Origin of the sequence: Streptomyces sp. NPDC088252 (genome assembly GCF_044740965.1) — a bacterium.
GTDB lineage: Bacteria > Actinomycetota > Actinomycetes > Streptomycetales > Streptomycetaceae > Streptomyces.
In genome coordinates, this window is record NZ_JBIURS010000025.1 from 26,197 (window position 1) to 41,446 (window position 15,250).

Consider the following 15,250-nt stretch of genomic DNA (forward strand, 5'->3'; position numbering starts at 1 on the left):
CACCATGACCGAAACCGCCGTCGCTCACCCGACCGAGCCGGCGGTGCGCAAGGCCACACCCGGAGAGGCACGCGCTCCACGCCGCTCCGGGCGTCGCCGTATCGCACTGCCCTACCTGCTGCTCCTGCCCGCCCTGCTCCTCGAACTCCTCGTCCACCTCGTGCCGATGCTCATGGGCATCGCCATGAGCTTCAAGGAGCTCACCCAGTTCTACATCCGGAACTGGGGCGAGGCCCCCTGGTCGGGTCTGGACAACTACACGGTCGCGATCGACTTCGACGCGCCCGTCGGACAGGCGCTCCTCAAGTCCTTCCTGACGACCTGTCTGTTCACCGTGCTCTCCATGGGGCTGTGCTGGCTCCTCGGTACGGCCGCCGCGATCTTCCTCCAGGAGAACTTCCGCGGCCGCGGCTTCCTGCGGACCCTGTTCCTCGTCCCGTACGCGCTGCCCGTCTACGCCGCCGTCATCACCTGGGCGTTCATGTTCCAGCGCGACAACGGCCTCATCAACCACGTCCTCCACGACCAGCTCGGCATCGGCGACAGCCCCGCCTTCTGGCTCATCGGGGACAACAGCTTCTGGGCCCTGCTGATCGTCTCCGTGTGGAAGGGCTGGCCCTTCGCCTTCCTCACCGTCATGGCGGGCCTGCAGAACATCCCCCGGGACATGTACGAGGCGGCGGCGCTCGACGGCGCCGGCGTGTGGCAGCAGGTCCGGCACATCACCCTGCCGTCGCTGCGCTCCGTCAACCAGGTCCTCGTGCTCGTTCTGTTCCTCTGGACGTTCAACGACTTCAACACGCCGTTCGTGCTCTTCGGCAAGGCGGCGCCCGAGGCCGCCGACCTGATCTCGCTCCACATCTACCAGTCGTCCTTCCAGACGTGGAACTTCGGCACGGGCTCGGCGATGTCCGTGCTCCTGCTGCTCTTCCTCCTCGTCGTCACCGGCGTCTACCTCCTGCTCACCAGCCGCGGAAGGAAGACCTCTGATGTCTGAGCACGCATCCCGGCAAACGGCACCGCGCTCCCCCATGGCGGCGCCCCGCTCCTTCCTCTGGACCCGGCGGATCTTCCTCACCCTGCTCACCGGCTTCGTCGTCCTGCCGGTGTACGTGATGATCTCCAGCTCGCTCAAACCCCTGGAGGACGTCTCGGGGAAGTTCGAGTGGATCCCCTCCGGGCTCACGCTCCGCCCGTACCTCGACATCTGGGAGACCGTCCCGCTCGCCGACTACTTCGTGAACTCGATCGTCGTGGCGGGCGCGGCCACGGTGTTCTCCGTGGCGGTCGCGGTCTTCGCCGCGTACGCCGTCAGCCGCTACACCTTCCGCGGCAAGCGGGTCTTCACGGTGACGGTCCTTTCCACCCAGATGTTCCCCGGCATCCTCTTCCTGCTGCCGCTCTTCCTCATCTACGTCAACATCGGCAACGCCACCGGCATCGCCCTCTTCGGCTCCCGCGAAGGCCTCATCCTCACCTATCTGACCTTCTCGCTGCCGTTCTCCATCTGGATGCTGACGGGCTACTTCGACTCGATCCCGCGCGAGCTCGACGAGGCCGCCAAGGTCGACGGCTGCGGGCCGATCAGCGCGCTGTTCCGCGTCATCGTCCCCGCCGCGTCGCCCGGCATCATCGCCGTCGCCGTCTACGCCTTCATGACCGCCTGGGGCGAGGTCCTCTTCGCCTCGGTCATGACCAACGACACCACCCGCACGCTCGCCGTCGGCCTCCAGGGCTACGCCACCCAGAACGACGTGTACTGGAACCAGGTGATGGCCGCCTCCCTGGTGGTGAGCGTCCCCGTCGTCGTCGGCTTCCTGCTCCTCCAGCGCTACCTCGTCGCCGGCCTCACCGCGGGTGCGGTCAAGTGACGTCCCTCTCCACACCGATCACGAAGAGGTTCCCTGTGTCCGAATCCACCGACTCCCCCACCCCGCTCGACCTGGAGGCCTTCCCTCCGGACTTCACCTGGGGCACGGCAACCTCCGCCTACCAGATCGAGGGCGCCGTGGCCGAGGACGGCCGGACCCCGTCCATCTGGGACACCTTCTCGCGCGTCCCCGGCGCCATCGACAACGGCGACACCGGCGACGTGGCCTGCGACCACTACCACCGCTGGCCCGAGGACATCGCCCTCATGAAGGGCTTGGGTACCGACGCCTACCGGCTGTCGCTCGCCTGGCCGCGCGTCGTCCCCGGCGGCGACGGACCCGTCAACGCTGCCGGGCTCGACTTCTACGACCGGCTGGTCGACGGCCTCCTCGACGCCGGGATCACCCCATCCGTCACGCTCTACCACTGGGACCTCCCGCAGGCCCTCCAGGACCGGGGCCAGGACAGCCACGGCGGTTGGACCGAGCGAGGCACGGCCGAACACCTCGCCGCGTACGCCTCCGTCGTCGCCGACCGCCTCGGCGACCGGGTCACCCAGTGGGCCACCCTCAACGAACCCCTCTGCTCCGCCTGGATCGGACACCTGGAGGGCCGCATGGCCCCCGGCCTCACCGACCTCACCGCCGCCGTCCGCGCCTCCTACCATCTCCTCCTCGGGCACGGCCTCGCCACCCAGGCCATCCGTGCCGCCGCCCCCGGGGCCCAGGTCGGCCTGGTCACCAACCACTCCACCGTCGAAGCGGCCTCCACCCGGCCCGAGGACGTCGCCGCCGCCGCCCGCGCGGACGGCCACTCCAACCGCTGGTGGCTCGACCCGGTCTACGGCCGCGGCTTCCCCACCGACATGCGCGAGCTGTACGGGGTCGAACTCCCTGAGCGGCCCGGCGACCTGGAGACCATCGCCGCGCCCCTCGACTGGCACGGCCTCAACTACTACTTCCCGGTCACCGTCGCGGACGACCCCTCGGGCCCCGTCCCGCACGCCCGCGAGGTCCGCCTCCCCGACGTGCCCCGCACCGGCATGGACTGGCAGATCGACGCGGGCGGCCTGGAGGCCTTCCTCCTGCGGCTCACCGAGGACTACGGCGTGCGGAAGCTGTACGTCACCGAGAACGGCTCCGCCTTCCCCGACACCGTCGGCCCCGACGGCGAGGTCCACGACCCCGAGCGCACCCGCTACCTAGAGCAGCACCTCGCGGCCTGCGCCCGTGCCGTCCGCAAGGGCGCCCCGCTCGCCGGGTACTACGCATGGTCCCTGCTCGACAACTTCGAGTGGGCCTACGGCTACGACAAGCGCTTCGGCCTCGTCCACGTCGACTACGCGACGCAGAAGCGGACCGTGAAGACGAGCGGACGCCGGTACGCGGACATCGTCCGCGCCCACCGGGAGGCGACGGCCGGCTGACGTGAGCGCCCCGTCATGACCGTCATGAAGGCCGCCCCGTCTCAGCCAGGGCGGCCTTCACGAGTCCCGGCGGCCGCCACCCCCTCCCCGGCTTCCGCGCAGGAGCGTCCCATGGCACCCGTGCCGTCCCCTCCCCTCCCCTGGTTCCGACGACGCCGACGCGCTCACCGCCGAACGGCTGCGTCGCGCCCTCCGCGCGGTCGCCCTCCTCCGGGGCACCGACCTCGGCGGCGGGCAGTACAGCTCCGCCCGGCTGCTCGAACTCGACGACGGGCGACCCCTGGTGCTGAAGACCGCCCCCGGCGACCGCCCCCGCCCTCACCCACGAGCGGGCGCTCCCCGGCACCGAGGCGCTCTTCCACCGCCTCGCAGCCGGAGCGGGCGCCCGGATCCCCACCGTCAGGTGGACTCGCGGACGACGAGCACCGGCTCGAAGACCTTCGAGGCGGGCTCGGCGCCGCCGGACTCGATCCGCTCGACCAGGAGCCCCGCCATCGCCGCCGCCATGACCTCGACCGGCTGGCGCACGGTGGTCAGCCGGGGCCGCGCCCGGCGGGCCGCCACGGAGTCGTCGAAGCCGACGACGGCCACCGTTCCGGGGACGTCGACCCCGTGTTCCCGCAGGTACTGGCAAGCGCCCCGGGCCATCAGGTCGTTGGCGGCGAACACGGCGTCGGTCTCCGGGTGCTCCTCCAGGAGCCTCGCCATGGCCCGTCGGCCGCTGTCGACGGTGAACCGCCCCCGTACGAAGGGGACCGACGTCACCCCGTGGGCCACGAACACGTTCCGGAAGCCGTCGAGGCGTTCGTCGGCCGTGGGGGCGGTGGCCGGCGCGGCGATCGTGGCCGGACGCCGCCGGCCGGTGGCCCACAGGTGCTCGGCGGCGAGCCGGGCGCCCGCCGCGTTGTCGAAGTCGACGAAGCCGATCCGCTCGCCGTCGTGGGGACGGCCGAACAGCACCGTGGGGAGGCCCGCCGCCACGAGCATCGCCGTCAGCGGGTCGTCCTCGTCCAGCGGCACCACGAGGGCTCCGTCGGCGCCGCCCCGGCCGAGGTACTCCACGAGCTGGGTCCTGGCCTGCTCCGACTCCGCGACCAGGAGCACGGGCTGGATCGCGCGCTCGCGCAGGACCGGCAGGACGCCGTCCACGACCCGCCCGAAGAACGGGTCGGAGAACACCCGGGCGGTGAAGCCGCTGCCGGTGGCGGAGAGGACGAGGGCGACTGTTCCGGTGCGCCGTGTGACCAGGGAGCGGGCGGCCTGGTTGGGCGTGTAGCCAATGCGGGCGATGGCGTCGCGGACGCTGCGCTGGATGTCGGGAGCCACGTTGCGCACACCGTTGACGACGCGGGACACAGTCGCGCGCGACACCCCCGCCTCGCGTGCCACGTCTTCCAGTGTCGGTCCTCGATTCCCCACCCGTGCACTGTATCCGCGACGTTGTCACAGGCCCGTGCGGGTTCGTGTCGATACTTAATGAAAGCCAAAAGAAAAGTCGTGCCATACGCCTTGACCGTCAACTCGCCCTGCAGGCAAGGTTCGGGAGAGCGCTCTCCCATGTTTCCCCCATGCATCCAGAGGAGACCCCCATGTCTTCCGTCGGGTCCCCGCCGGTCTTCCGGCGACCCGCCTCACGCGTCCGCCGGGCCGCCGTCGGCGCACTTGTCACCTCACTGGCCGGCGGCCTGCTCGCCCTAGGCCCCGCCACGACGGCACAAGCAGCCCCCACCCTGCTCTCCCAGGGGAAGACCGCGACCGCCTCCTCCATCGAGGGCGACGCGTTCGCCGCCTCCGCCGCCGTCGACGGCGACCTCACCGGGACCCGTTGGGCCAGCGCCTGGCAGGACGCCCAGTGGATCCAGGTCGACCTCGGCAGCAGCGCCACGCTGAGCCACGCGGTCCTCACTTGGGAGGCCGCCTACGGCAAGAGCTACGACATCCAGGCCTCCGACAACGGCACCGACTGGCGCACCGTCACCTCGGTCACCGCGGGCGACGGAGGCACCGACAACGTCCCCCTCTCCGGGACCGGCCGCTACATCCGGATGAACGGCCACACCCGGGCCACCGGATACGGCTTCTCCCTCTGGGAGTTCCAGGTGTACGGCTCCACCGACGACGGCGGCCCGACCCTCCCCGGCGGCGGCGACCTCGGCCCCAACGTGCACGTCTTCGACCCCTCCACGCCCGGCATCCAGGCCAAGCTGGACCAGGTCTTCCAAGAGCAGGAGTCGGCCCAGTTCGGCAACGGCCGGCACGCCTTCCTCTTCAAGCCGGGCACATACGACGGGCTCAACGCCCAGATCGGCTTCTACACGCAGATCGCCGGCCTGGGCCTGCGCCCCGGCGACACCACCATCAACGGCGACGTGACCGTCGACGCCGGATGGTTCAACGGCAACGCCACCCAGAACTTCTGGCGCGGCGCGGAGGGCCTGACCCTCAACCCGGTCAACGGCACCGACCGCTGGGCCGTCTCGCAGGCCTCCTCCTTCCGCCGCATGCACGTCAAGGGCGGCCTCAACCTCGCCCCGAACGGCTACGGCTGGGCCAGCGGCGGCTACATCGCCGACTCCAAGGTCGACGGCCAGATCGGCAACTACTCGCAGCAGCAGTGGTACACCCGGGACAGCTCCATCGGCGGCTGGTCCAACAGCGTCTGGAACCAGGTCTTCTCAGGGGTCGAGGGCGCTCCGGCCACCTCCTTCCCGGAGCCCCGCTACACCACGCTCGACACCACCCCGATCTCCCGCGAGAAGCCCTACCTGTACCTCGACGGCAACGAGTACAAGGTCTTCGCGCCCGCCAAGCGCACCAACGCCCGCGGCACCAGCTGGGCCAGCGGCACCCCGCAGGGCGAGTCGATCCCACTGAGCCAGTTCTACGTGGTCAAGCCGGGTGCCACCGCCGCGACCATCAACCGTGCGCTGGCCCAGGGCCTGCACCTGCTGTTCACGCCCGGCGTCTACCACATCGACCAGACCATCGACGTGAACCGCGCCAACACCATCGTCCTCGGCCTCGGCCTCGCCACGATCATCCCGGACAACGGCGTCACCGCGATGAAGGTCGCCGACGTCGACGGCGTGCGCCTCGCCGGCTTCCTGATCGACGCCGGCCCCGTCAACTCGCCGGTCCTGCTGGAGCTCGGCCCGCAGAACTCCTCCGCCGACCACGCTGCCAACCCCACCACCGTGCAGGACGTGTACATCCGCATCGGCGGCGCGGGCCCCGGCAAGGCCACCACCAGCATGGTCGTGAACAGCGACGACGCCATCATCGACCACACCTGGGTGTGGCGCGCCGACCACGGCGAGGGCGTCGGCTGGGAGACCAACCGGGCCGACTACGGCGTCCGCGTCAACGGCGACGACGTCCTCGCCACCGGACTGTTCGTCGAGCACTTCAACAAGTACGACGTCGAGTGGTACGGCGAGCGCGGACGCACGATCTTCTACCAGAACGAGAAGGCGTACGACGCCCCCGACCAGGCCGCCATCCAGAACGGCGCGGCGAAGGGGTACGCCGCCTACCGGGTCGACGACTCCGTGAACACCCACGAGGCATGGGGCCTCGGCAGCTACTGCAACTACGACGTGGACCCGAACATCCGCCAGGACCACGGCTTCAAGGCACCCGTCAAGCCGGGAGTGAAGTTCCACAGCCTCCTGGTGGTGTCCCTCGGCGGTATGGGCCACTACAACCACGTCATCAACGACACCGGGGCGTCCACGGTCCCCGCCGGCACCTCGACCGTGCCGTCCACCGTCGTGTCCTTCCCCTGACGGTCCCGCCGGAACGCACGCCCGTCCGGCACCTCCCGGCCCCCTCACCCCTTCCGGGCGGCGCCCGGTCCCCGCCGCGCCGCCCGGAAGGCGATCCCCTCCCCCCTCCGTCCAGGAGCCTCCATGACCGCGACCACCGCCCCCACGACACAAAGGCGCGCACGTGACCGCGCCCGCACGACAGGCTCACTCGTCTCCCTGGGTGCCCTGCTCGCCTCCTCGGCCACGATGCTGGGCGCGGCGCCCACCTCCGCCGCCGAGACCCTTCTCTCCCAGGGGAAGACCGCCACCGCCTCCTCCGTCGAGGGAGACGCCTGGAAGGCGTCCGCCGCCTTCGACGGCGACCTCACCGGGACCCGCTGGGCCAGCCAGTGGAGCGACGCCCAGTGGATCCAGGTCGACCTGGGGACCCGCGCGGAAATCAGCCGGATCGTCCTCGACTGGGAGGGCGCCTACGGCAAGGCGTACGACATCCAGCTCTCCGACAACGGCACCGACTGGCGCACCGTCAGGTCCGTGACCGACGGCGACGGGGGCACCGATGAACTGGCAGTTAGCGGCGCTGGCCGCTACGTGCGCCTCCAGGGCGTCACCCGGGGCACCGGCTACGGCTACTCCCTGTGGGAGTTCCGGGTGTACGGCGACGGGACCGCCCAGCCCGAGCCGGGCGGCGCCGTCCGGGTCACCGGCGGCCAGGGGAACTGGCAGCTGACCGTCAGCGGACAGCCGTACACCGTCAAGGGCGTCACCTGGGGCCCGGCGATGTCCGACGCCCCCCGCTACATGCCCGACGTGCGGTCCCTGGGCGTCAACACCGTTCGTACCTGGGGCACGGACGCCACCACCAAGCCGCTGCTCGACGCGGCGGCCGCCAACGGCGTCAAGGTCATCAACGGCTTCTGGCTCCAGCCGGGCGGCGGGCCGGGCTCCGGCGGATGCGTCAACTACGTGACGGACACCGCGTACAAGAACACGATGCTCACCGAGTTCGCGAAGTGGGTGGACACCTACAAGTCCCACCCGGCCACGCTCATGTGGAACGTCGGCAACGAGTCCGTCCTCGGTCTGCAGAACTGCTACGGCGGCGCCGAGCTGGAGGCCCAGCGCGACGCGTACACCACCTTCGTCAACGACGTCGCCAAGAAGATCCACTCGATGGACCCCGACCACCCCGTCACCTCCACGGACGCCTGGACGGGGGCCTGGCCCTACTACAAGCGCAACGCGCCCGACCTCGACCTCTACTCGATGAACGCATACGGCGACGTGTGCGGGGTCCAGCAGGACTGGGTCGAGGGCGGCTACACCAAGCCCTACATCATCACCGAGACCGGTCCCGCCGGTGAGTGGGAGACCCCGAAGGACGCCAACGGCGTCCCCGACGAGCCCAGCGACGTCCAGAAGGCCGACGGCTACACCCGGGCCTGGAACTGCGTCACCGGCCACCGGGGCGTCGCCCTCGGCGCGACCGTCTTCCACTACGGCACCGAACACGACTTCGGCGGCGTCTGGTTCAACCTCATCCCGGACGGCCTCAAGCGTCTGTCGTACTACGCCCTCAAGAAGGCGTACACCGGCTCCGTCGAGGGCGACAACACCCCGCCGGTCATCAGCGGCATGACCGTCACCCCCGCCGGATCCGTCCCGGCCGGCGGTGAGTTCACGGTCCGCGCCGACGTCCGCGACCCCGACGGCGACCCCGTCACCACCAAGATCTACCTGAGCGGCAACTACGCCAACGGCGACAAGCGCTTGATCGACGCGCAGTACCGCTCCCTCGGCAACGGGGCCTTCGCCGTCACAGCCCCCAAGAAGCTCGGCGTGTGGAAGGTGTACGTCCAGGCCGAGGACGGCCGCGGCAACGCCGGCATCGAGACGAAGTCCGTCAAGGTCGTCGCCCCGCCCGTCGCCGGCACCAACATCGCCCTGAACCGGCCCACCACCGCCTCCTCCTCGCAGGCCTCCTACGGCGACTGCCCCTGCCCCGCCTCCAACGTCCGGCTCCAGCTCACCGCACGCGGCACCGGCTGGGGCTACTCGCTCTACGAGTTCGGCATCTACAGCTGACCCCCTGAGGAGAACGAGGAGATCACGATGAGAATCCGCGGCCGGACCCTGTCCGCCCTCCTGCTCGCCGCCGCCCTGGGAGTCTCCGCCCTGACGGTCGACACCTACACCGCCGCCACCGCCCACGGGGAAACCACCGCCCCGGCCGCCGGCGCCCACGGGGCGCACGCGTCGGGTGCCGCCAAGGGCCACGTCATGGGGGCCTCCGCGCTCCCCTCGGCGGACGACGCCGACGGCGACGGTTACATCCCCGCAGTCCCGCAGGTCACGGACGTCGTCCCGTCCCACGCGACACCGCCGGCGGCCTACTTCCACGAGTTCCAGGCCAACTGCTCCGTCACCCACACCGCGCCGGACGACCCGATCGTCTACCCCGGTCAGGCGGGCGCCTCCCACGACCACACGTTCATGGGCAACACGTCCACGAACGCCCAGTCCACCACCGCCTCCCTGACGGGCGGACCCACCACGTGCAACGCGCCGGCGGACTCCTCGGCGTACTGGATGCCCTCGCTGTTCAAGGGTGACCAGAAGATCCTGCCCGTGGGCCCGCAGGTCATCTACTACAAGTCGGGCGTCACCGACTACCGGAGCGTGCGTCCCTTCCCCAAGGGGCTGCGGTACGTCGTCGGCAGTCCGATGCAGAGCGCCCAGGAGTTCCGCAGCCACAAGGGCTTCGTCGAGGGCTGGGAATGCGGTGACAGCTTCTTCAACGTCGACTTCCCGGCGAGCTGTCCGAGCCGGCCCGACGTGCAGCTGAACATCCGTTTCCAGGCCCCCAGCTGCTGGAACGGCCTGTACCTCGACACCCCCGACCACCAGAGCCACATGGCCTACCCGGTGGTCAAGCCCGGCACCAACGACAACGTGTGCCCGGCCTCCCACCCGGTCGCCCTGCCGATGATCGAGTTCAAGATGGCCTTCCCGGTCAACGGCGACATGTCACAGGTCCACCTCTCCAGCGGCCGCGGCTACTCCTTCCACTACGACTTCTTCAACGCGTGGGAGGAGCGCACCCTCAAGGCCCTGGTCGACCACTGCGTCGTCGGCGGTCTCCAGTGCAACACCCGCGGCTACGACGAGAACCACCCTGAGCGCGGCGCGGTCCTGGACGCGGACCACCGCCTGCCCTGACCCCTCGCCCGTACACGGCCCGGACGCCCGCGAGGGCGCCGGGCCGCTTTTCCGTCCGCCCCTCGGCACCAAGAGGATCCCGTGACCGCCCCCGCCCCGTCCGCCACCGCCCACGACGACGCGCTCATCCAGACTCCGGGCGGCGAGCTGCCGGGTGCTCGTGCTGCGGGCCTCGGCGACGACCGCCGGGTCGGTGGGCAGGTCCCAGGTGGCGACCTGTTGGGTGCCGGGGTGCCTGGTGCGTGCCGTCGACCGCGCCCCACCCGCCCCCGGCACGCACCCCCGGGCCGCTGACGCACGTCCGAATGGATCGGTCAGGTGTCCTCGGTGATGGCGGAGGCAGCGGCGTTGTAGCGGACGAGCAGGCTGCGCAGGGCCCTGACCTCGTCCGGGGACCAGCCTGCGGTGCGGGCGTCGACCTCGCGGAACATCCGGGCATCGGCGCGGGCCAGGAGTTGCCGGCCGGAGTCACTGAGGTGCAACAGCTGGACGCGGCGATTGTCCGGGGCGACCTCGCGTACCACCAGGCCGGCGCGTTGCAGAGCGGTGACCTGGCGGCTGATGGTGGACTTGTTGAGCCCGTAGAGGCCCACCAAGTCTCCCGCTCGGACCCCGTTCCGTTCGGCCATCTCCGACAGCAGGGAATAGTCGACGAAGCTCAGGTCCGGGTGGAGCCGCTCGGCGTTGGCCCGGAAGCGCCGCGAGAGGGTCACCAGCTCGCGGACGAGTCCCGGGAGCTCTCTGTCGTCATCGGTCACGTGTATGTCCCTCCCTGTCGTCCGCGCCCCGCCCGAACGCGGGTCGGTGGCGTCGGGCCGGGCCGGGCCCGGGTAATTCCCTGCCTCGTGCACGTGATCACACGTCCGCCACGTACCTCACTTCAAGTTGCATTTTACAACAACGAGGGTCCTGACCTACAGTGCCTTTGTTGCGTTTTGCAACTCACAACATGGCGCAAGCCTCACCGGACACCCCTCCAGGACTGTCGACCGAGATGTTTGCCCGTTTAACCCCTTTATGCTCCGGATAGTCCGGAAGGATATGAGAGGCAGGCGAGAGCCATGCGAGCCGAGGACGTCGTTCGCGCACCGACGACACCACTGGATGCCCCGGCCTTCCCGGCGGGCCCGTACCGGTTCACCGACCGCGAGTACCTGAACATCACCTACCGGACGGCCCCCGAGGCCCTGGAGCGGGTCGTGCCGGAGCCACTGCGGGTGGTGGAGCCGCTGGTCCGCTTCGAGGTCATGCGGATGCCGGACGTCACGGGGCTGGGCGACTACACGGAATCCGGTCAGCTCGCCGTCGTCGAGTACGAGGGCGAGACGGGCGAGTACAGCCTGTCGATGCATGTAGACAACTTCCCCGCCATCGCGAGCGGGCGGGAGATCAGCGCCTTCCCGAAAAAGGCCGGCCGGCCCCGGCTGTTCGTCGACCAGGACACTCTCGTCGGCACCCTCGACCATGGCTCGCTGCCCGTCGCCCGCGCGACGATGGGCTACAAGCACCGGCCGCTGGCCACCGAGGCGGCCCGCGAGGAGCTGACACAGCCGACGTTCATGCTCAAGAAGCTGCCGCACTACGACGGTTCACCGCGCATCTGCGAACTCGTCAGGTCACAGATCAGCGACATCACGGTCAAGGGCGCCTGGAGTGGCCCCGCGCGACTGCAGCTCTTCGCCCATGCACTGGCCCCGCTCGCGGACCTGCCGGTCCTGGAGGTCGTCTCCGCCGCCCACATCCTCACCGACCTGACCCTGGGCCGCGCCCGGGTCGTCCACGACTACCTGGCCTGACCACTCCCCCACGCCGAGAAGAGAAGGTATCCCGCATGTCAGAGAACGGCGGCATCGCTGGAATCCGCAACGTCACCGTGGTGGGGGGAGGTGTCATCGGTGCCTCCTGGGCGGCGTTGTTCCTGGCCCGCGGCCTGTCCGTCACCGTCAGTGACCCGCAGCCCGACGTCGACGAGGCCGTGCGCGGGCACATCGCGCAGGCCGCGCCCGCGCTGCAGGCGCTCGGGTTGGACACCTCGGAGCTCACCGTCCGGCTCGTTTTCGAGCCGGACCTGGCCACTGCGGTCCGCGCGGCGGATCTGGTGCAGGAGAACGGCCCGGAGCGGCTGGAGGTCAAGCACGAGATGTGGCGCACCATCGAGGAGAACGCGCCGACCGGTGCCCTGTTCGCCACCTCCACCTCCGGCATCCCCGCCACCGAGATCGCCACGGTCCTCACGCACCCGGGACGGCTCGTCGTCGGCCATCCCTTCAACCCGCCGCACCTGGTGCCACTGGTGGAGGTCGTGCCGGGCGAGTGGACCTCGGAGGAGACGACCGAACGCGCCCGCGCCTTCTACCGCGAACTCGGCAAGCGTCCGCAGGTGCTGCGCAAGGAGGTGCCCGGATTCGTCGCCAACCGGCTGCAGTCGGCGATTTTCCGCGAGTGCGTGCACCTCGTGAGCGAAGGCGTCGTCACCATGCAAGAACTGGATGACATCGTCACCTCTTCCCTCGGTCAGCGCTGGGCCGTCGCCGGCCCCTTCCGTTCCTTCCACCTCGGCGGCGGCGAGGGCGGGCTGCCCCACTTCATGAGCCACCTGGGTGTCGGCATGGAGCGCCGCTGGGCCGACACGGCCCAGGAGAAGGTCGCGTTCGACGAGCGCACCAAGCAGCTGCTGACCGAGCAGGTCAAGGACTTCGGCGGCACCGTCGGGGAACTCGCCGCCGAACGCGACCGCAAGCAGATCGCCCTCATGCGGGCCCTCGGTGACAGCTTCGACGGCTGAGCCGACCGCGGAACCGCACCGCCGGCCCACCCCGGCCCATACCGCCATCGAAAACCCTGAGACACCACAAAGGCTGATCCATTCATGAGCGCTCAAGAACTCGCCGACCGCATCCAGAAGGCCCTCGGCAACCCCCTCACCCACGACGACGGCTTCGACATTCACCAGGCCCTGCGCGAAGTCCTCGCTTCGGTCGGCCTGCGCCCCGAAGACAGCGGGGGAAAGATCACCTTCATCGGCAGCGACCCGGTCGTCCCGAGCATCATGCGCCTGGGCGCCGTTCCCGCCCTGGGCATGACCGCAAAGTCCGTTGCCCTGGCCACGCTCTGGCGGCACCGCGGCGGCGAGGGCCAGGACATCACGATGGACCTGCGCAGGGCCCCCCACCGGCTGTGCCCCTTCTACGACAAGAAGTGGGAGCTGCTCAACGGCTACCCCGGCGGCACCCCCTCGGATCCGGCCAACCCTCTCGGCTTCGACTTCTACCAGGCACGCGACGGCCGCTGGGTCATGCCGCTGAACCCCTACCCGAAGATCAAGAGCCACGTCTACAAGCTGCTGCGCACCTGGCCCGAGAAGCAGGCCGTCGCCGATGCCATCGCCAAGTGGAACGCCGCGGACCTCGAACAGGCAGGCGATGAGATCGGCGTGGTCATGCCGATGCTGCGCACCACGGAGGAATTCCTCAGGGAACCGGCGTACGAGTACATCGCCCAGGAACCGCTCATCAAGATCGAGAAGATCGGCGACAGCGAGCCCGAACCCCTGACCGCCGCCGTCGACCAGCCGCTGTCAGGCGTACGTGCTCTCGGCATGGGCCACATCATCGCCGGTGCCGGAGTCGGCCGGGACCTGGCCCAGCACGGTGCGGACGTGCTGAACATCTGGCGGCCCAACGAGCTGGAACACGACTCCACGTACAACAGCGCCAACGTCGGCGTCCGCTCCACCACCATCGACCCCTACGGCCCCGAGGGGCAGGCGAAGATCCACCAACTGCTGCGTGACGCCGACCTCTTCTATGCCAACCGCCGCCCCGGCTATCTGGAGAAGATCGGCCTCAGCGCCGAAGAGGCCGCGGCTATCCGCCCCGGCATCATCCACCTCAGCTTCTCACTGGCCGGCGAGACCGGCCCGTGGGCCCAGCGCGTCGGCTTCGACCAGACGGCCGGTGCGCTCAGCGGCATCATGCTGATGGAGGGCGAGGACGGTGTCGCGGCCAAGCCGACCAGCACGCCGGGCCTGCCGTACATCAGCGTCGTCAACGACTACGTTCTGTCCTGGCTGGCCACCACCGGCGCACTCGCCGCGCTCATGCGCCGCGCCACCGACGGCGGCAGCTACCACGTCACCCTCAACCTGACCCGCGTCGCCACCTGGATCCTCAGCCTCGGCGCCTTCGACCGCACCTACGCCCACGAAATCGCACTCAACCCCGACCCCACCTCCCCGCACGCCTACCTCGACCCGGACACCTTCACCGCCGACACCCCCTGCGGCCACTACCAGGGCGTCACCGACCAGGTGATCATGTCCAGGACCCCCGGACGCTTCCACAACGTCCTGCTGCCCCGCGGCAGCAGCGCCCCCGTCTGGCTCCCCCGCCACAGCTGACCGCCAGGCCGCGTGTGCATCGGGCTGTTGAACGCCGCATGCCGTCCTCGCATCCTCATCGCCTTCACGCCAGCGGCGCTACGAGGCTGCAGGCACCTCTGGACGGCACACCTTGCACAGCCTGTAGTCCGCCTTTCCGCGCGGCCGGACCCTCGAAGCGATCCACTCCTGAATTTCGCCAAGCGTCATGATTTCGAGCAGGAGGTGGGCGCTGTAGCGCCTGGCTGCGCCCACGCTGTGGTAGTCGTGATCTTCGTGCGCCCACTTCTGGAGAGCGAGGTCGTACGCCTCCCCTTCCAGGCGAACGTGTTCGGTCGGCATCTCGCGCCGGATGTAGGAGCAGACCGTCCGGTGCAGGTTGCGGCCATTGACAGTGAAGCTGTTCTGCTCCGGAGACTGGTAACGACGCCACAGGCCGTCGGCGATGTCGAGGAGGTTGCCGAACGCCGACTGCGCAACCTGGCACCATTCGCAACGACCGCAGGGCGGCTCGGGCTCTCGCTCACCCTTCTCCAGCCACTTGAATTCGGCTTCCCACGGGTCCAGTTGATCCGTCATTCGTCTCCG

At 69.8% G+C, this 15,250-nt stretch carries 12 protein-coding genes; 9 read left to right on the forward strand and 3 right to left on the reverse strand.

The window, feature by feature from the left end:
* Nucleotides 1-4: 4 nt before the first annotated feature.
* From ACIOHC_RS35080 to ACIOHC_RS35090, 3 genes are read left to right on the forward strand one after another with little or no spacing between them, the layout of a single operon-like run.
* On the forward strand, nt 5-997 hold the full coding sequence (locus ACIOHC_RS35080) for a carbohydrate ABC transporter permease (protein ID WP_401845481.1): 993 nt from the start codon (nt 5-7) through the stop codon (nt 995-997).
* A gap of 34 nt (nt 998-1,031) precedes the next feature.
* Nucleotides 1,032-1,871 (forward strand): carbohydrate ABC transporter permease, encoded by an 840-nt coding sequence (locus tag ACIOHC_RS35085; RefSeq protein ID WP_351084061.1) that lies wholly within the window; start codon nt 1,032-1,034, stop codon nt 1,869-1,871.
* Between the two features lie 35 nt (nt 1,872-1,906).
* Nucleotides 1,907-3,298, forward strand: a complete 1,392-nt coding sequence (locus ACIOHC_RS35090) for a GH1 family beta-glucosidase (protein WP_351084028.1) — start codon at nt 1,907-1,909, stop codon at nt 3,296-3,298.
* Nucleotides 3,299-3,697: 399 nt separating this feature from the next.
* On the opposite strand, the gene ACIOHC_RS35095 is transcribed toward ACIOHC_RS35090, so the two are convergent.
* Nucleotides 3,698-4,717: a LacI family DNA-binding transcriptional regulator gene (locus tag ACIOHC_RS35095; RefSeq protein ID WP_351084027.1), complete on the reverse strand. Its 1,020-nt coding sequence runs from the start codon at nt 4,715-4,717 to the stop codon at nt 3,698-3,700.
* A gap of 170 nt (nt 4,718-4,887) precedes the next feature.
* Between ACIOHC_RS35095 and ACIOHC_RS35100 the strand changes: the two genes are divergently transcribed.
* From ACIOHC_RS35100 to ACIOHC_RS35110, 3 genes are all read left to right on the forward strand, one after another.
* On the forward strand, nt 4,888-7,083 hold the full coding sequence (locus ACIOHC_RS35100) for a discoidin domain-containing protein (RefSeq protein ID WP_401845486.1): 2,196 nt from the start codon (nt 4,888-4,890) through the stop codon (nt 7,081-7,083).
* A gap of 123 nt (nt 7,084-7,206) precedes the next feature.
* Complete coding sequence (locus ACIOHC_RS35105) at nt 7,207-9,150, forward strand: discoidin domain-containing protein (protein WP_401845489.1); 1,944 nt, start codon at nt 7,207-7,209, stop codon at nt 9,148-9,150.
* Nucleotides 9,151-9,177: 27 nt separating this feature from the next.
* The gene (locus tag ACIOHC_RS35110; RefSeq protein ID WP_351084022.1) at nt 9,178-10,284 is read left to right on the forward strand and encodes a DUF1996 domain-containing protein; all 1,107 of its coding nucleotides are present in this window, start codon (nt 9,178-9,180) and stop codon (nt 10,282-10,284) included.
* 314 nt (nt 10,285-10,598) lie between these two features.
* Here the strand turns inward: ACIOHC_RS35110 and ACIOHC_RS35115 are convergent, their stop codons facing one another.
* Nucleotides 10,599-11,042: a MarR family transcriptional regulator gene (locus tag ACIOHC_RS35115; RefSeq protein WP_351084018.1), complete on the reverse strand. Its 444-nt coding sequence runs from the start codon at nt 11,040-11,042 to the stop codon at nt 10,599-10,601.
* Nucleotides 11,043-11,345: 303 nt separating this feature from the next.
* On the opposite strand from ACIOHC_RS35115, the gene ACIOHC_RS35120 reads away from it, so the two are divergent.
* The 3 genes from ACIOHC_RS35120 (at nt 11,346) to ACIOHC_RS35130 (ending at nt 14,683) form a co-directional block, all read left to right on the forward strand.
* Nucleotides 11,346-12,080 carry an acetoacetate decarboxylase gene (locus ACIOHC_RS35120; protein WP_351084015.1) on the forward strand — a complete coding sequence of 245 codons (735 nt, stop codon included), beginning with the start codon at nt 11,346-11,348 and terminating at the stop codon, nt 12,078-12,080.
* 35 nt (nt 12,081-12,115) lie between these two features.
* Nucleotides 12,116-13,069 (forward strand): 3-hydroxyacyl-CoA dehydrogenase NAD-binding domain-containing protein, encoded by a 954-nt coding sequence (locus ACIOHC_RS35125; protein ID WP_351084013.1) that lies wholly within the window; start codon nt 12,116-12,118, stop codon nt 13,067-13,069.
* Between the two features lie 84 nt (nt 13,070-13,153).
* Nucleotides 13,154-14,683, forward strand: a complete 1,530-nt coding sequence (locus ACIOHC_RS35130; RefSeq protein ID WP_401845493.1) for a CoA transferase — start codon at nt 13,154-13,156, stop codon at nt 14,681-14,683.
* Between the two features lie 78 nt (nt 14,684-14,761).
* Here ACIOHC_RS35130 and ACIOHC_RS35135 read toward each other — a convergent pair whose 3' ends face one another.
* On the reverse strand, nt 14,762-15,241 hold the full coding sequence (locus ACIOHC_RS35135; protein ID WP_351084007.1) for a hypothetical protein: 480 nt from the start codon (nt 15,239-15,241) through the stop codon (nt 14,762-14,764).
* Nucleotides 15,242-15,250: the final 9 nt, after the last annotated feature.